Genomic DNA, 17,647 nt, shown 5'->3' with positions numbered 1-17,647 from the left:
AAGTTATCTAAAAATATACGTTAATAAGAATACTGAATTATCTGATAATTGTCAAGCTATTGGGACTATTTTTTTCGATATCCAGTTCTTCTTGATGAAGATTCCCTACAAAATTTTGATCAATCACTTTGTAGGACGACACTTTAATATCTTTAACAAACTTCTGTTTTTCCAAATAACTCACAACTTCGTCTAAGTCAGCCACATCAATATACAACACAAGATAACGCAATCGTCTAGAATGGTAATGAACATCACCGAATTTAGACACTTTTCTAGCATCACGATTGTAGTAAAGATAGACCGCCACACCTATCCGATCTTTTTTGTCCACGATTAGCTATTCCTTTCTCTAATATGATGGCCTTTAGCATGAGGACGTCTATGAGGCGACAAAGGCAGGGCTTCATCTACAAAAATATCCTCCGATACACTTTTGGCTAAATAATGACTAACTGTTGATAAGAGTGCTTGTAAATCATGCTCTGCCTGTCGCATTTCTTGAACTAAGGGATCCAAATCAAGTTGCCTTTTTTGTAATAACCACTCTTTTTTTAAGACCTTTAAGTCTTCTCTGTAAGGCAAATAAGCCTTTTGATTTTCAAAATCTTGATTTAAAGCAGAAAACAGTTGCAACCTTTCTTGTAAAGAAGTATTCTCCTGAAAACGAGTTTTTACGTTTTTATAATTTTTGACCTCTTTTGTTTCCAAAATGGACGCTACTAAAGCATCAATCGCATCGTCAATCTCTATTAATTCTTGATTTATTTCTAGCATATAAAGATTATATCAAAAAAAAGAAGTGGAGACTAGGTTGCTCCACTTCCACCTTTTTGATTTTATTTTAAATCATTATTAGCCATAATATCATCAATAAAGCCATATTCTAATGTTTCTTGCGCACTCATCCAGTAATCACGTTCCGCATCCTTATGAACTTGTTCAATTGTTTTCCCTGAATTATCAGCTAAGATTTGTTCTAAGTTTTGACGTGTTTTTAAAAGATGCTCTGCAGCGATAGCCATATCTGTTTGTTGAGTGCCACCACCTGTTCCGCCCATCGGCTGGTGAATCATGTACTCAGCATTGGGTAACATGAAACGTTTTCCTTTAGTACCTGATGAGGCAATGATGGTTCCCATAGAAGCTGCAACACCCATTACAATAGTTTGGACATCAGATTTAATAAAGTTCATCGTATCTACAATTGCAAGTCCTGCCGATACGGAGCCACCTGGCGTATTGACATAAAGATAAATATCCTTTGTATTATCCTGAGCATCAAGGAATAAGAGCTGAGCAATAATAGAATTTGCCATATTATCCTCAACTGGCCCTGTCAGCATAATAATACGATCTTTTAGCAAACGTGAGTAAATATCATACGAGCGTTCACCACGGCTAGTTTGTTCAATAACTACTGGAATCATAGAATTTCTCCTTTTTCTTAGAAGTTCCTACTTCTATCAATTAAGATATTACCATTATAGCTTTTTGGTCAATCTTGGTCAAATAAAAAATTTACTATTTTTTAGAAAAAGCAAAAGGTTGAAAGAACGCTCTCAACCTTTGATAAAACTTATTTTGTCCCAAACAAACGATCACCAGCATCTCCAAGTCCTGGAACTATATAACCATTTTCATTGAGCTTTTCATCCAACGCCGCTGTGTAGATGTCAATATCTGGATGGGCATCTTGTAATTTCTTAACCCCTTCTGGTGCCGCAACTAAGCAGACAAACTTAATATTCGCTGCACCACGTTTTTTAAGAGAATCAACTGCTAAAATAGCAGAGCCCCCAGTTGCTAACATAGGATCTACAAGAAAAATTTGACGTTGATCGATATCTTCTGGCAATTTCACTAGATATTCAACGGGTTCAAGAGTCTCCTCATCACGATACATCCCAATATGACCAACCTTAGCAGCTGGAACAAGGCTAAGTAAGCCATCAACCATACCAATACCTGCACGCAAAATTGGAACGATTGCTAATTTTTTACCCGCTAACTGCTTTTGAACAGTTTTTACAATCGGTGTCTCAATCTCAACGTCCTCTAGTGGCAAATCACGTGAGACCTCATACCCCATTAACATAGCAATTTCATTAACAAGCTCACGAAAATCTTTTGTCGAGGTACTAGTACGACGCAAAATAGAGAGTTTATGCTGGATTAGTGGATGCGAAATAACTTGAAATTTTCCCATATAATATCGCTCTTTCGAGCTTCCTACTTTCTAAATTTTTTTCTCCTTATTATACCAAACTTCAAGGGAGTTTTCATCTAGAAAGAAAAGATTTTAAAAAGTTTCAGCTAAACGGCGACAGGCCTCCACAATGATAGACCTAGGTGCTGCTGCATTTAGTCTAGCATGTAATTTCCCTTCGCGACCAAAAGTTAAACCATCATTTAAGATTAAACCAGCCTCTTTTTCTAGTTTCTCAAACAATTCCGAATGAGATAAGCCATAGTCAGAAAAATCAAGCCAAATCAAATAAGTTCCTTCTGGTTTTAAAAATTTTATTCGTGGTACTTCTTTACTCAAAAAGTCAGCAATGTAGTTGATATTATCCTCTAGAACACCTTTGAGCTCCTCTAGCCACGGTTTTCCATAAGTTAGGGCAGTCTCCGTAGCTATCAAACCTAGGCTTGAAATTTCATGCTGATTATTTCTTAGCTGAATTTTACGAAAAGCTGCGCGAAGCCCTGGATTTTTAATCAAGACAAAACTATTTTTTGTTCCTGCAATATTGAAAGTTTTAGTAGCACTACTTAAAATCACTGAAAAATCCGAAAAATCTTCCGAAACGGTATTAAAGCTATGATGTTGATTCCCGTACAAAGCCAAATCTTGATGAATTTCATCTGAAAGTAAGATAACATGATATTTTTGGCAAAGTTTTCCAATTTTTTCAAGTTCATCTTTAGACCAAACACGACCACCTGGATTATGAGGGCTACAAAAAAGATAGATTTTAACTTGATGCTCAACAATATCTTTTTCCAGCTGCTCAAAGTCAATTTCAAAGTGGCCATTTTTTTCAATTAAAGAATTATTAACCAGTTTTCTCTGATTTAAGGTAATTGTTCGGGCAAAAGGGGGATATACAGGTGTATTAATCAACACAGCATCTCCTTCTTTTGAAAAAGCTTGTAGGGCTACCGAAATAGCAGGAACAACTCCCTCAATCAAGGTGATATCTTCTTTTGAGATAAAGTAACCGTGCTGCTCCTTTTCCCAATTAACAATTTTATCTAACAGGCTATCTGGTGTCGCATTGTAGCCATAAACACCATGCCTTGCAAATTCTTCTAAAGCTTTGGTCATTTCTGGAAAGGTCACAAAATCCATGTCAGCAATCCAAAGTGGCAACAAATTTTTATCTTCTTTTGTCGCCTGCCACTTGACAGCATTAGTTGATAAACGCTCAGGTACAGTGATAAAGTCATATTTTGTCATCTTATCCCTCCAAAGCTGTCTTTAAATCTGTTATCAGATCCTCTGCATCTTCAATTCCAACTGATAAGCGTAAGAGATCATCTGTCAAACCATAGGCATGACGAACCTCAGCTGGAATATCAAAGTGGGTCTGTGTAGCAGGGTAAGTAATCAAACTTTCAACCCCTCCTAAGCTTTCTGCAAAAGTGAAAACTTCCAAAGTATTGATGATTTGTGGAATATTTTCTTGGTTCTTAACTTTAAAGGAAACCATGCCACCTTTTCCTGTATAAAGTACCTCTTTAACTGCTGGAGACTGTCGCAAGGCTTCTACTACAGCTTTGGCATTCTCTGTTGATTTTCCCATGCGTAGCTTCAATGTTTTTAACCCTCGAATCAAAAGGTAACTGTCAAATGGGGATAGAACAGCTCCTGTTGTATTCAAATTAAAGAAAAGTTTATCATAAAGCTCTTGATCACTGGTTAAGACAACCCCAGCCAAAACATCATTATGGCCTGAAAGGTATTTCGTAGCAGAATGCACCACGATATCTGCTCCTAAAGGAATAGGATTAAGATAAACAGGGCTATAAAAGGTATTATCCACAATCACTTTAGCTCCTAGTTGATGAGCTTTATTGGCGATACTTTCAATATCAAACTCTACCATCAAGGGATTAGTTGGTGTCTCTAAATAAACAAGGTCAATCGTATCATCTAGCTGCTCAATAAGTTCGTCTTCTGTATTGGCATAAACAAAAGAAAAGCGTCCTTCTTTTTCTTTCTCATTAAACCATCTAAATGACCCACCGTAGAGATCTCTGGCCGCCAAGACCTTACTTCCTACAGGAAAAATTTCCATGGCAAGTACAATTGCACTCATCCCTGAACTTGTTGCTAAGGCAAATTCTGCCTGTTCAATAGCAGCTAAAGTTTCTTCTAATTGCGTTCGAGTTGGATTTTTCGTACGAGTATAGTCATATCCTGTAGATTGACCAAATTCTGGATGCTGATAGGTGGTTGAAAAATGTAAGGGAGTTGTTAACGCTCCAGTCGCTTCATCTGATTTAATACCAGCCTGCGCTAAGATAGTGTCTAATTTATAAGATTTTGTCATGATTTCCCCCTGATATTGTTTTCTTATTATTCTACCACTTAAACAGCCATTATAACGTTTTTCTTGTATATCATTTATTGATAGTTAGCTATAGTTTTTACTTATAACGTATCAAAAAAAATCTAGATATTAATCTAGATTTTTAAACAGACTCTATTTTTAACATTTGGCGCAGACGTTGTGCACGACTTCCGATTAATTTATCAAGACTACGGGTCAATAAGGCTAAATAACCATATACCGCTACACCAACAAATCCAACAATTACTAAATAAATGGCGCTTTGGACATAGCCGTTTGGAACAAAAATAAAGCCTAAGATAAATTTTGTTAATATCACAAAAATCGCCATAATCCCTGTCATCAGTACAATAAGTAGAGCATTTTTTACCATAATTTTAGGATTAAAGTGAGTCACTTGACGGATCCGTTGATACATTAAAACGACAGGAACTAATAAACCAATAGTGGTGCTAAGCACTGGTCCATAAGAGTGAAAAAGATAAATAAGAGGAATCTGTAAAACCACTTTAACAGCTAAACCAATTAAAAAATATCGAATCGCACGACGTCTCTCAAAAAGGGCTAATAACATCGGAGATAACATGGTGTAAAAACTTACCACTAAAGTTTGTAGCAAAACAGCAATAAAGAGATGAATCGCAAGTGTCTCTGACTGCCCATAAAAGACTGTATAGAGTGGCTCAGCTAATAACACGGAACCTGTAAGAGCTGGTATCATAAAGATCATTAACATTTGAACGTTATTCAAAATCATACGAGCAATCGCTCTTTTATCTTTTTTCACAAAATTTTCGGTAATCAATGCAATTCCCACACCACCGATAGAGGAAGCAACAGAAATCAAAATCATGACAATCTTGTTAGGATTAGCATAGAAATACGTGTACATGGTGACCAATTGTTTCTCGGAAAAATTTGTGAACCACTTCATGCTATTGATAAAAGTTGCCTGATCAATCAAGCTAAAAATAGAAACTGCAGCTCCTGTTACAATAAAAGGAATGGCTTCTTTCGTTGTCTCAATGAGAATTTGGAGAGAATCAATCTCTTCATCAATATCCAATTCTGAAAAGAACTTCCCTAATACACCCATTTGCCATAAATAATAACCCAGGACCAGCATACTAGCCAACATCCCAATAAAAGCCGCAAAAGTTGATTGAATCACAGCTGCAACATAATCACCTGATCCCATTTTCATAATGAAAAAGGTCGCTAATAGCATCCAAATAATCCGAATAATCTGCTCGGCAATTTGACTAATAGAAAAGGGCTTTAAATCATTGTACCCTTGGAAAAATCCGCGGATTACACTCATGACAGGAAAAATTAAAACAGACAGTGACAGACTCTTTATCACAGGAATGAGTTCTGCACCCGAACCTGACATGCCTGCAAAAATCCCTGCACCAAAATACATCACAGAAGCACCAATAATGCCTAGTATCAACATGAAACGCATAAAGTGCCGCATCAGATAGATATTATGGCTTTCTTTTCCTAAGGCATTGTATTTTGCAATCTGCTTAGCGATCGCAACTGGAATACCTGCTGTTGAAATCAATAAAAACAAGGCATAGATACTATAGCCCATATTAAATAAACCATTAGCTTCTGCCCGATGCTCTCCCATCCACATATACCAAGGAATGATATAAAGGGCGCCTAATAGGCGGCTGACAATATTACTCATGGTTGACCATGCTGTCCCGCGTAACATTTTTTCTTCTTGACTAAGAGCCGACTGAGACAGCGACGAACGAGTAGTTTCTTTATCCATTAGTTACTTCCTAGAATTTTTTCAATCAAATTTATTATAAACTTTTCCTTTTGACTTGTAAAACAGGAACATAAGGTCTAAAATATTACTATGATTACAATTGAACATGTTTTAGACATTTTAAAAAATGACCAGAATTTTCGAGAAATTCTTTTTAACGGATACTATCATTACCATGCTTCTGATATTTGTTTTGAGCAATTAAGTTATGACAGCCGAGTAATAGATCAAAAAACACTATTTTTTGTCAAGGGTGCTCATTTTAAAAAAGAATTTTTAGATAAAGCAATCAGCTCTGGTTTAACCTATTATATTTCTGAAAAAGATTATGAAGTTGATATTCCCGTTATTCTTGTTAACGATGTGAAGCAGGCGATGAGTTTGGTTGCCATGGCTTTTTATGGTAATCCTCAAGAGCAATTAAAACTTTTGGCATTTACAGGTACAAAAGGTAAAACGACTGCTGCTTATTTTGCCTACCAGATTTTAAAGCAAGAACATAAACCAGCTATGCTCTCTACCATGAACACCACGCTTGATGGAAAAACATTCTTTAAATCAAGTCTCACAACACCTGAAAGCTTGGACCTCTTTGCCATGATGGCTGAAGCTGTCAAAAATGGAATGACACATCTGATCATGGAAGTTTCCAGTCAAGCTTATCTCGTAAAACGGGTTTATGGCTTAACCTTTGATGTCGGTGTTTTCTTAAATATTAGTCCCGATCACATTGGGCCTATTGAACACCCCACTTTTGAGGATTATTTTTACCATAAACGCCTCCTAATGAAAAATAGCCGAGCAGTGATTATTAATAGTGAGATGGACCATTTTGATCTCTTAAAAGAGGAAGTTGCGACAAAAGATCATGACTTCTATGGAAAATTCTCTGAAAACCCTATTTCACACTCAAAAGCCTTTACATTTGATGTCGAGGGGAAGCTAGCTGGGCACTATCACATCCAACTCATTGGACGTTTTAACCAAGAAAATGCCCTCGCAGCAGCCTTAGCATGCTTGCGCTTAGGAGCATCACACCATGCTATCCAAAATGGAATCGCTGAAACAACTGTCCCAGGAAGAATGGAAGTGTTAACTCAAGCCAATGGTGCTAAAGTCTTTGTTGACTATGCTCATAATGGTGTCAGCCTTGATAATCTCATCAAAGTCGTCAAAGAGCATCAGACAGGACAAATCACCCTCATCCTAGGTGCACCTGGAAATAAGGGAGAAAGCCGTCGAAAAGATTTTGGCAAAATTATTAATCAATACCCTGAACTAAAGGTTATCTTATCTGCAGATGACCCTAACTTTGAAAATCCTTTAACCATTTCTCAAGAAATCCAAAGCCACATCCACCGACCTGTAACTATCATAATAGACCGTGAAGAAGCAATAAAAACAGCCCTAGCTCAAACTAAAACAGAGCAAGATGCCGTTATCATTGCCGGAAAAGGCGCAGATGCTTATCAGATTATTAAAGGAAAGCATGCCAATTACGACGGCGACATTGCTGTTGCCAAACGTTATTTATCATAACAAATGAAATAGTGATGACACAAAGCCATCAAGTCAATTCAAGGCTAAACAACAATAACCTCTCCCTGGCAAAAATAATTTGAATAGAAAGCGAGCATAAAAAACTATTCCCACATGTATAATGTGGGAATAGTTTTTTATTGGTTAACAGCTTAATGTAATGGCAGTGGAAATAGCCCACTCCATTTTTTAAGATTAAGCATTAAAACTCTCTGTTAATTGTGGTACAACTTGTTTCTTACGAGAAACTGCACCTTCAAGGAAGGCATGGTTGTTTTCAAGCTTAAAGTTAAACGCAGCTTCAACCTTATCCATATTTTGACCAAGTGCTAGGATTTCTGAGTTTGAATTAATGATATCTGTAATCATCAAAACAAAGTCTGAATAGCCGTTTACCTCTGAAGCTGCTACCATAGCTGCTTCAATCTCAGCTTGACGTTCAAGAACTTCTGCAATATCAACAGTATTAACTTGAGCGACACGGACAGCATTACCATTTAATTCGAACGTTTTAGCATCAATATCAATCAACTCTTCTGCTGATTTGCTTGCAAGGTTTGTCCCAGCTTTCAGCATAGCAATACCGTACTCCTCAAGGTTAACACCAGCAATCTCAGCAAGCTCTTTAGCTACTTGTGGATCTGATGCATGAGTAGTTGGTGATTTCAACAATAGCGTATCTGAAATCAAACCAGATAAGAGTAAGCCTGCAACCTCGCGTGGAAGCTCAACGCCTGCTTCTTTTGAAGCACGGTAAACGATAGATGATGCTGAACCAACTGGTTCTAAACGCATATAAAGCGGATTAGCTGTTTCAAAATTAGCTACACGGTGATGGTCAATAACTGCTGCAACCTCAACCTCACGGATATCAGCAATAGATTGCTGAAACTCATTGTGGTCAGTCAAGATTACTTGAGAAACTCCTTCTGCTTTAGCGGATGTCACTACACGAGGAGCCTCAACACCAAAATAATCCAAAACAAAAGCTGTTTCTTCATTTGGCGTACCTAATGCTACTGCCTCTGCCTCACGTCCCCAAGCTGTGCGTTCAAGATAAGCCCAACCATATGATGATGCAATAGCATCTGTGTCAGGATTTTGGTGACCAAAAACTAAAATTTTAGACATGTCTTTTACCTCATAAATCTTTTTCCTTCTTATTTTAACAGAACTGTTAAGTTTTTTCCACCGTTTCTCATACAAAAAAGCACCAGATCGACTGATGCTTTTTCAAGTGTTGTCTTTTTTTTCTTGTGATGATGGAATAGGCTCCACTTCAACTAAAGTTGCCTTTTTTATCCTATCAGTGTTAGCATTTCTCATTTGAGATAAGTTTCTAAATTTTTCTCTCAAATTAAGACTTCTAAAAGCTTTAACAAGCAGCTGATAACACAAAACAATGATGGATTCGAGTAATAAAAGGAGACTAAGAAGCATGACCCCAACTAAACTCCAAGTCATAAAAATAGTAACCCATAATTGAGATAATACCTTTTTGACGTTAGACAGATGATTATTTTGGATTGCTAGTGTTTCTAAAAATAAGTCTAGAATTCCCCTAATCAACCCCATTTTTAACTCACGTTCACTAGAAGAAGGAGAAAAAGCACCAGCCTTTACGACCAACAGTTCGTCTTCTATTGTGTACAATTCTACCTCATCTCCAAGGACAGGCTTAAAATCCAAGGTTTCACGAAAAACTTTTCTTATACTTCCATCGGAGCTTCTCAAATAGACACTATCTGAGGTCATTTTTACAACGGTAAACATCTCTTCTCCTTTCTCACTTATCTTTATCAGTATAGCAAGAAATTACAAGAAAGTAAATGAGGTAAAGAAATAGACAGGTACTAGGCTTTAACCCTCTTCAAATAATCTTGATAAGACTCTGTCTCCATAAGATTTTTCGCATTTTTAACGCGCTCAGCTGTCGGCGGTTTCACTCCCTCTAATGGATAAGGCACTCCCATCTCTCTCCACTTAAATTCTCCCATAGTATGATAAGGAAGAATCTCAAACTTATCCACATTTTTTAAGGTTTTAACAAATTTTCCTAATTCCAGCAAATCCTCATCAATATCCGTCAAGCCAGGAACTAAGACATGGCGAATCCATACTGGTTTCCCAATATCAGATAGGTACTTGGCACAATCTAAAATGGTCTGATTACTTTGACCTGTCACCTTTTTATGTTGCTTATTGTTAATTTCCTTGATGTCCAGTAAAACTAAGTCTGTAACAGCCATTAAACGATCAAATTTCACTAAATAGTCTGGATTATTTCTAAAAGGAAGAGCACAAGTATCTAAGGTGCAGTGAATACCAAGTTCTTGTGCCTTGGTAAACAAGGCAATTAAAAAATCAATTTGTAAAAGGGCCTCACCACCACTGACAGTGATGCCTCCTTTTTTCCCCCAGAACCCCTTAAAACGAAGCGCCTCAGCCAAGACATCATCCACTGTGCGCTCCTTGGCCTTGTTTGATTCCATAGCCCAAGTGTCTGGATTATGACAATATTGACATCGCATTTTACAGCCCTGTAAAAAAATAATAAAGCGTACCCCAGGCCCATCCACTGATCCAAAACTTTCTGTGGAATGAACCAAACCTGTTACCTGACCATAGTCTATATCTGTCATAAGCTCCCCTTTTTGTAACCGTTTTAATAGTAGTATTATACCATCTTTTACTAAAAAGTACACTGACAAGGTTTTCAAAAAATATAAAAAAATTTCTATAAAATGTAAAATTTTTAATAAATCACATGAAATTTAGTGTATAATATAATTAACCCTATTCTAATGAATGCAACCATTGGGATAGGGTTCTCATCAACCAGAACTAGGACAGTCGCATCGCTGTTCTAGTTTTTTATTGTTAAAAAACTGCATGGAAAAGCCCTATCACCTGCTATTTGTTTGCCTTACTGCTGGTGTTTACCACATATTTATAAAAATAAGGTTAGATGGGACACCTAACCTTATTCTTCTTCAATAGTTGTTTCTTCTGTGATGATCAATTTTAATTTAACAATCCGTCCATCCTTCACTTTATCATTAACCAAGGTTAGATGTTTTCCATTAGAGTCAATGTCAACACTATGTTTTTCTTCTTGACTGGGAATAGCACCGACTTCTGTTAAATAATAACCTGCTATCGTATCAACTTCAACATTTTCAATTTCTGTTTCAAAGTATTCATTAAAATCATTAAGAGTCATACTCCCTAAGACAATGTAAGTATGATCACCAATTTCACGCACCTCTAGTTCAGACTTGTCAGTCTCGTCATCAATCTCACCAACAATCTCTTCTAGAAGATCCTCTAAAGTGACAATCCCTGCCACACCACCATACTCATCTTTTAGTATGGCCATCTGATTATGTGTTTTGCGCAAAGCTTTTAATAAATCATCTACGAAGATGGTTTCTGGAACAAAAAGAGGTTCCTGCATAATTTTTCGAATAGAAAGCTTATCAAACCCCTGATTAAACCCTTCGTGTAACAGTTTTTTCGTATGAAGAACACCGATTACCTTATCTCTGTCATCATCATAAACAGGGATACGAGAGAAATTTTCTTTTAAAATAGCTTCAATAATAGCATTAGGTTCATCATTGATATCAACCATAAATGCATCAGTTCTTGGAACCATTACCTCACGCGCTAACAGTTCATCTAAGGAGAAGACACCTTGTAGCATATCAATTTCTTCAGCATCTAGTGTTTCCTCGCTATTGGTCAACATATAAGCAATTTCATCACGCGTCATTTTTTCATCCGCATCATCAAAAGTCATAGGGGTAATGCGACTCAAAAGGTTGGTTGAAACAGATAGCAACCAGACAAAGGGGCTAACAATTTTTCCTAAAATAATGATAACTGGAGCCGAAACAACTGCTAAATTCTCTTTCAAATTCATTGCAATACGTTTAGGATATAACTCACCCAAAACGATAGAAATATAAGTCAAAAACGCCAGAGAAATCATGCTACTTGCTGTCTGAGCTGTCGCTGAATTTCCTAGATACTTAGCAATCTCCTTACCAAGTGTATCAGCTAAACTAGCCCCTGATAAAAGGGTTATCAGGGTAATTCCAACTTGAATAGTGGATAAAAAGTTGTTAGGATTTTCAAGAACACTTAATAGACGGATAAATTTTTTATCACCTTCTGCTGCTTTTTGTTCTACTCTCGAGCGGTTTAAGGATACCATCGCCATCTCGCTAGCTGAAAAAAAGGCATTTAAAAGGGTTAAAACTAAAAGTAATAAAAATTGTAACAGTAAGGACTGACTACCAGGGTCTTCCATTGTTATCATTCTCCTCAAATTTAATATAGTCCTTCAATTATAGCACAATTCTCAACTTTTGACTAATCTTTTAAAAGACCTTTAAGAATATGATATAATGAAAGCAAAAGAGAGGGGGGAGTCTATGACTTTAATTTCACTAGAAAATGTCAGCGTCATCAAGCAAGGAAAAACCTTACTGGACAATCTTAATTGGGAGGTCAAAAAAGGAGAGGCTTGGGCCATCTTAGGTTTAAATGGTTCTGGGAAAACAACGCTGTTAAAGTTATTGATGGCAGAATTTTTTCAAAGTAGAGGAGACGTTTGTGTGTTGGGTGCCAAATTTGGACAGGGCGATATTACACCCATCCGCCAAAAGATTGGTATTGTCGGCTCTTTTATTGCAGAACGACTTCCTAAAAACATGCCTGCTGAACACATTGTCCTAACTGGAAAATATAAAAGTAGTATCTTATATAAAGCCTATGGTAGTAAAGAATTAAACGAAGCCAAGAACATGTTAGAACACTTAGGTGGCGCACATCTTATCGGACGCAGGTACTTCACACTCTCTCAAGGAGAGAAACAACTTTTACTTATTGCAAGAAGTCTCATGGAAAACCCTGACATCATCATCCTTGATGAAGCTACCAGTGGACTAGATCTTTTTGCTAGAGAAAAACTCCTCAAATTAGTTGAAAACATCAAACAACTCCCCCATGCCCCAACCATCCTTTATGTCACTCACCATGCTGAAGAAATAACATCCAGTATCAGCCACCTACTACTCCTTCGAGAAGGTCAAATAGTCGCTGCAGGAAAAAAAGAAGAGGTGCTGACACCTGAACATCTTAAACTGCTTTACGGAACAGCTGTTGAACTCATTCCAATTGGTGATGAACGCTATTTTATTCAGCCTAAATAAAAACAGGACTTAACCACTCCTTCAATGAGTGGTTAAGTCCTGTTTGGTTGGGGATAAAAATTAGATAGGGGCGGGTTCTAAAAAGTTATGATCAACCTCATTTAAGGAATAGCTTTCGAGTTCATTAACATTTTTTCTAAGACGTTTGGCTTCCTCTGCTGTTAAGATGCCCTTGTCTTGATACTCTGAAATCAGTTTTCGCTCTAAGTAATATCCTCGTAAAAGCTCATCCATATTATTTGGTCTTGCTCGTGTTAAAACCCTCTCAACAAAAGCACCTGATGCCATCACTTCTGCCTCTTGAAGACGTGACATTTGAAGGAAATTCACTAGGGCTGGACTATAAACCCCCTCAAGCTCCTCTAAAGCATCTAACACAAGCTCCGTATTTTGTAGATAAACATCTGCTAGATGGTCACGATTATCTTGACTCAGCTGAAATCGTTGTCGTTCTTCTTTTTTTAAAACTTGTCTTATGCGATACCCAAAGCTAGTCACCTCATGTAAGACAGCTCTTAAAACACGTAAGAATATCCGAAAACCATATGCAAAATTTGAGACAAATCCTCTATTAACCTGACCTTCTAACACTTTTAAATACCGTTGATAGATACGGTATTCTTTCAAGTCAATACGCCCTTTAGACAAGGCATACTCTAAGCCATCACTTTCAATGTCGATAATCAATAGTTGGATGATGGCTAATTCACGCTTAACCTCACTCGGTTCTTGTTCCAAAATCAAGCGTTCAATACGGTCTTTATAATTGTCAATAGCAGTATATAAGGCGGCTTTTTCTGTGCTATTTTTTACATCTTCTTCTAAGATTTGAACAACATCAGCTAAAATGGAAATTTGAGACACATGATTAACCTCCTCACTCCCTTCTCCTGCTAAGTAGGGAAGAACAACTAAGCCTGTCAAAAAACTCAATAGAGTAACGGCACCAACAGTAAAAAGTGTTAAACTGTATTGAAGGGAGTCTGTCTCTGGTAATAAAAGAATAGTAGCAATAGACACTGTCCCTTTGACACCAGAAAATGTTAATAGCAAAATATCTTGAATATAAGATGAAAACGAATTTTTTAAACGTCTGCTTTCCCAAAAGTAAAAATCGAGTCAAAAATAACAAGGCTGTCACTGCAATGACAATCCCTAATAGGTGCCAATTACTATAAAGTGGACTGGTCAAAGCTGGTTCCAAAATATGGGTCATTTCAAATCCAAAGACCATAAAAACCAAGCCGTTTAAAAGAAAAATCACCGTATCCCACACAACATGGGACACCTTATCAACTTGAGCATCAAATAAGGTTATTTTCTTCAAGCGTCTCGCCTGCATCACCCCTGCTATCACGACTGCAATGATACCTGAGACACCGACTTCACTAGCGATAAAATAAGCTAAAAGCGGTAAAGACAGCTCCAGTAAGAGTGCCCCTGTAACATCTGCTGCATCAAATTTTTCAAGTAAAGATAAACTCCAACGACTCAACAACGATAGGCTAAAACCAATTAAAAAGCCACCTAATATCGACCATAATAGTTGTAAACTAGCATGTGCTAAAGAAAAAGTCCCTGTCAGTAAGGCTGCCACAGCAAACTCAAAAGCAACTAAGCCGCTCGCATCATTTAAAAGCCCTTCTGACTTTAAAATATTTTCAACACTCTTTGGAAAATTAAAGCGGTTTGCCATTGAAATAAAAGCCACGGCATCTGTTGGACCAAGAGCCGCACCTAGAGCAAAGCAAGCTGCTAAAGGCATCTCAATAGGAAGAAAGATACCAGAAAAGTAACCTAGGACCAGTGTGGTCACAAAGACAGTAGGGAGAATCAGATACAATATAATAGAGCGGTGCTCTAAAAAGCTAGCAATGTCACTTTCCTGCCCCTCTCTAAAGTTAATAGGGGCAATCACAAATGCTAGAAATAACTCTCCGTCTAGTTTAAACTCAGAGCCTTGGTAGAATAAACCTAACAAAAGTCCAAAAACTAACTGAATAAAGGGCAAAGGAAGTTTAGGGAGCATCCTGTTGATAACATTGGACAAAATCAAAGCCAATAAAAAAGTGATCAACATAATGGCAAAATGCATAAAGACCTCCTAACGTTTTTGGCAACAATGCCCATAGAGTTCCCTTTGTTTATTAATTTTTTCCTCAATCACTGAGACATCTCGCGCTTCCAATCTCCGCTGACATTTTTCTAATTCTAAAGCTGCTAACTTTTTTTGAATTTTTAAAATCTTTTTATCTTGAAAGGCAACTCTTTCTTGGGCAACGTGATGTTTAGGTTTATTCTCAATGTATTTTTGACGCATCTGCGTAATTTTTTCCAGTACATTAGTTTCCATTTTCTGTTTCCTTCAATTTTTCAATCATAATTAAAAAAGGTGGTGTGTTAATTTGATTAAGAGGTTGGTAAGCCATTACAGTGAAATATTCTTGCGGCAGATCCTCGACATAATGTAATAGGGCATTTTTTTCATAACTTCCCCCCTCATGACCATAATAAACCATAATAGCTACTCGTCCGCCTACTTCTAGACGCTCCAAAATCTGTTCAAGCGCAGACAAGGTTGTCTTAGGAACCGTAATGACGCTCTTATCTGCACTTGGAAGGTAGCCTAAATTAAAAATAGCTGCACGAATACGATCAACATAGTTCCCAACGGTTTCATGCCCTTCTAAGATAAGCTCTGCATTACTAATACCAGCCTCTTTCAAGCGTTGCCTTGTTCTTTCTAATGCTTGCTGTTGAATATCAAAAGCATAGACTTTTTTAGCTAATTGTGCTAAAAAAAGCGTATCATTTCCATTTCCCATTGTCGCATCTACTGCGACACTTTCTTTGTCCAAGACCTCAGCTAAAAAGTCATGGGAAAGATGAATCGGTCGTTTTATCATAGCGTCCTCACTTTTTCTGTCATAGGGATTATTATAGCACTTTGCAGCAAGGAAAAAAAGCAAAAGAAAAAGGATGGCTGTACCAACCTTTGTTTAAAAATCTATTGAGCTCTCCTGTCTGACTTATTTTTGTTTGGCTTGAAAACGCCATTCAAACCGTTTTTGATCGTAAAAAGGATACAGGAGATTTAACACACCATACCCCATCACAAAACCTGCCAAAACATCCGTTGGATAGTGAACCCCTAAATATATCCGTGACAAACCAACAAAAGCAATCAAAAGGACTAACAGAGCTTCAAACACTGTTTTGCGCCAGCTTTTTTCCAAACGCTGATGAAGAATAATCAGAAGACTGCCAAAAATCAAGAAGGCTCCTAAAGAGTGCCCACTTGGAAATGAAAAACCATCTGCATGAACAAGATGTTCTATCGAAGGACGAGGACGATCGTAAATATTTTTTAAAACGACAATGAGCACACCAGCTAAAACGCCACTTAAGGCAACCAGCCCAGCTTCAACTTTCCATTTTTTGACAAAATAAAGAAAGGCAGAGATTGCTAGGACTAAAATCACCTGAGTGGACGTATTTCCTACAAGGGTAATACTTTTAAACAGCGAGGTTAAAAAGTCAGGCAGAGAGCCTCGAATAGCAGATTGAATCGGTTGATCAAAGACCACCAACTGCTCTGGGTAAAATCGAACGACATAACCGAGCATCACAAAGGCTAAAATAGCAAAGGAAGCTCTTGTAAGATAAAGTTGTTTATTTTTCATAAGAATATTTTAGCAATAAAGGCTTAAGCGAAAGATAAAGTAAAGCAAAAGAAAGTGTAAAAATTAGTCCTTGAATCAGATTAAAGGGGAGGACCATCCCGATCATATACCGACCAATACCAATAAATTTTTCAATATCAAAGTTTGCAAACGTCGCATATAAAGGAATCGCATAGAAATAATTTAACAAAAGCATTACTCCTGTTAAACTCAAGGTTCCTAATAAACCTGCCAGTACAAACTGTAAGCGTGTTTTTTCTTTTTTCCATATAAGTGAAAAAAATAAGATAAACACTCCTAGAGCAAGCACGTTCATCGGTAAACCAATTAGGGTCGAGATGCCTTGGTTATTTAATACTAATTTTAAAAGCGTTCTCAATACTAAGATAACGTAGGCTTCTTTAAGTCCAAAGAGCGTTAATCCTACTAAAATAGGTAAAATACTAAGTTCTACCTTCAAGAAATCTGCTCCTGGAATAATAGGAAAATCTACTAGCATGAGCACAAAAGAAAGTGCTCCCAACAAGGCCACATAGGCCAACTTTCTTGTCTTAGACATAAAAAAATTCCTCCAAATTTTACAATTTGAAAGAAGGTCCAACTATTTTTGTACACTAAAAAAGCAAGCACAAAAAACTTGGTCTTCTCCCATCCAGACTATACTGTCGGTTGTGGAATTACACCACATCAGCTTGCGCTCACGGACTTCAAATCTAGTAATCCTAGACTTGTCACCGCCGGTCGGGATTTTCACCCTGCCCTGAAGACACTTTTATCTTAACAAAAAAATAAAAATTTGACAAGTCATTTATCTTTAATTAGTAATTTTTGCTATATTTTTAA

General features: G+C 37.1%; 17 protein-coding genes, 1 pseudogene and 1 riboswitch. Of the genes and pseudogenes, 2 read left to right on the top strand and 16 right to left on the bottom strand.

Annotated features, from left to right (window positions below):
- Positions 1 to 37: 37 nt before the first annotated feature.
- The 7 genes from ACQRDX_RS04680 to ACQRDX_RS04650 all read right to left on the bottom strand — a co-directional run bounded on the left by ACQRDX_RS04680 (position 38) and on the right by ACQRDX_RS04650 (position 6,363).
- A complete protein-coding gene (locus tag ACQRDX_RS04680; RefSeq protein ID WP_427894735.1) occupies positions 38 to 337 on the bottom strand; it encodes a DUF2129 domain-containing protein in 300 nt (99 codons plus the stop codon).
- On the bottom strand, positions 337 to 777 hold the full coding sequence (locus ACQRDX_RS04675) for a YlbF family regulator (RefSeq protein ID WP_427894713.1): 441 nt from the start codon (positions 775 to 777) through the stop codon (positions 337 to 339). The genes ACQRDX_RS04680 and ACQRDX_RS04675 overlap by 1 nt, the downstream gene beginning before the upstream one ends.
- Positions 778 to 839: 62 nt before the next feature.
- Positions 840 to 1,430, bottom strand: a complete 591-nt coding sequence (locus tag ACQRDX_RS04670; protein ID WP_354369638.1) for an ATP-dependent Clp protease proteolytic subunit — start codon at positions 1,428 to 1,430, stop codon at positions 840 to 842.
- Between the two features lie 149 nt (positions 1,431 to 1,579).
- Positions 1,580 to 2,209 carry a uracil phosphoribosyltransferase gene (gene upp, locus ACQRDX_RS04665; protein ID WP_354369637.1) on the bottom strand — a complete coding sequence of 210 codons (630 nt, stop codon included), beginning with the start codon at positions 2,207 to 2,209 and terminating at the stop codon, positions 1,580 to 1,582.
- 93 nt (positions 2,210 to 2,302) lie between these two features.
- Entirely contained in the window at positions 2,303 to 3,463 is a 1,161-nt protein-coding gene (locus ACQRDX_RS04660; RefSeq protein WP_427894715.1) for a MalY/PatB family protein, read from the bottom strand.
- Between the two features lies 1 nt (position 3,464).
- Positions 3,465 to 4,559, bottom strand: a complete 1,095-nt coding sequence (locus ACQRDX_RS04655; protein ID WP_427894717.1) for a cystathionine gamma-synthase — start codon at positions 4,557 to 4,559, stop codon at positions 3,465 to 3,467.
- Positions 4,560 to 4,701: 142 nt separating this feature from the next.
- Positions 4,702 to 6,363 carry a putative polysaccharide biosynthesis protein gene (locus ACQRDX_RS04650; RefSeq protein ID WP_427894719.1) on the bottom strand — a complete coding sequence of 554 codons (1,662 nt, stop codon included), beginning with the start codon at positions 6,361 to 6,363 and terminating at the stop codon, positions 4,702 to 4,704.
- Between the two features lie 90 nt (positions 6,364 to 6,453).
- Here ACQRDX_RS04650 and ACQRDX_RS04645 point away from each other — a divergent pair, with 90 nt between their 5' ends.
- Positions 6,454 to 7,902 (top strand): UDP-N-acetylmuramoyl-L-alanyl-D-glutamate--L-lysine ligase, encoded by a 1,449-nt coding sequence (locus ACQRDX_RS04645; protein WP_427894721.1) that lies wholly within the window; start codon positions 6,454 to 6,456, stop codon positions 7,900 to 7,902.
- Between the two features lie 195 nt (positions 7,903 to 8,097).
- On the opposite strand, the gene ACQRDX_RS04640 is transcribed toward ACQRDX_RS04645, so the two are convergent.
- The 4 genes from ACQRDX_RS04640 to ACQRDX_RS04625 form a co-directional block, all read right to left on the bottom strand.
- Positions 8,098 to 9,033, bottom strand: a complete 936-nt coding sequence (locus tag ACQRDX_RS04640; RefSeq protein ID WP_427894723.1) for a manganese-dependent inorganic pyrophosphatase — start codon at positions 9,031 to 9,033, stop codon at positions 8,098 to 8,100.
- 102 nt (positions 9,034 to 9,135) lie between these two features.
- Entirely contained in the window at positions 9,136 to 9,675 is a 540-nt protein-coding gene (locus tag ACQRDX_RS04635; protein ID WP_427894725.1) for a hypothetical protein, read from the bottom strand.
- Between the two features lie 80 nt (positions 9,676 to 9,755).
- Complete coding sequence (pflA, locus tag ACQRDX_RS04630; RefSeq protein WP_354369897.1) at positions 9,756 to 10,544, bottom strand: pyruvate formate-lyase-activating protein; 789 nt, start codon at positions 10,542 to 10,544, stop codon at positions 9,756 to 9,758.
- 341 nt (positions 10,545 to 10,885) lie between these two features.
- Positions 10,886 to 12,217: a hemolysin family protein gene (locus ACQRDX_RS04625; protein ID WP_427894736.1), complete on the bottom strand. Its 1,332-nt coding sequence runs from the start codon at positions 12,215 to 12,217 to the stop codon at positions 10,886 to 10,888.
- A gap of 124 nt (positions 12,218 to 12,341) precedes the next feature.
- Between ACQRDX_RS04625 and ACQRDX_RS04620 the strand changes: the two genes are divergently transcribed.
- On the top strand, positions 12,342 to 13,121 hold the full coding sequence (locus ACQRDX_RS04620; protein WP_427894728.1) for an ABC transporter ATP-binding protein: 780 nt from the start codon (positions 12,342 to 12,344) through the stop codon (positions 13,119 to 13,121).
- A gap of 60 nt (positions 13,122 to 13,181) precedes the next feature.
- Here ACQRDX_RS04620 and ACQRDX_RS04615 read toward each other — a convergent pair.
- From ACQRDX_RS04615 to ACQRDX_RS04595, 5 genes and pseudogenes are all read right to left on the bottom strand, one after another.
- Positions 13,182 to 15,216 (bottom strand): annotated as a pseudogene (locus ACQRDX_RS04615) (cation:proton antiporter).
- A 9-nt stretch (positions 15,217 to 15,225) separates the two neighbouring features.
- A complete protein-coding gene (locus tag ACQRDX_RS04610; RefSeq protein WP_354369555.1) occupies positions 15,226 to 15,474 on the bottom strand; it encodes a hypothetical protein in 249 nt (82 codons plus the stop codon).
- Positions 15,464 to 16,027: a class I SAM-dependent methyltransferase gene (locus tag ACQRDX_RS04605; RefSeq protein ID WP_354369553.1), complete on the bottom strand. Its 564-nt coding sequence runs from the start codon at positions 16,025 to 16,027 to the stop codon at positions 15,464 to 15,466. The genes ACQRDX_RS04610 and ACQRDX_RS04605 overlap by 11 nt, the downstream gene beginning before the upstream one ends.
- Before the next feature lie 123 nt (positions 16,028 to 16,150).
- Complete coding sequence (locus ACQRDX_RS04600; protein ID WP_354369551.1) at positions 16,151 to 16,804, bottom strand: phosphatase PAP2 family protein; 654 nt, start codon at positions 16,802 to 16,804, stop codon at positions 16,151 to 16,153.
- Complete coding sequence (locus ACQRDX_RS04595) at positions 16,794 to 17,363, bottom strand: ECF transporter S component (RefSeq protein WP_427894731.1); 570 nt, start codon at positions 17,361 to 17,363, stop codon at positions 16,794 to 16,796. Before ACQRDX_RS04595 ends, ACQRDX_RS04600 begins: the two co-directional genes overlap by 11 nt.
- Positions 17,364 to 17,440: 77 nt before the next feature.
- Positions 17,441 to 17,576, bottom strand: a riboswitch (FMN riboswitch).
- Between the last annotated feature and the right edge of the window lie 71 nt (positions 17,577 to 17,647).

Origin of the sequence: Streptococcus sp. SGI.013, from assembly GCF_050315295.1 — a bacterium.
Lineage (GTDB): Bacteria > Bacillota > Bacilli > Lactobacillales > Streptococcaceae > Streptococcus > Streptococcus porcorum.
The sequence above is the reverse complement of the archived record's forward strand: the minus strand, read 5'-3'. Positions and strand labels throughout refer to the sequence as shown.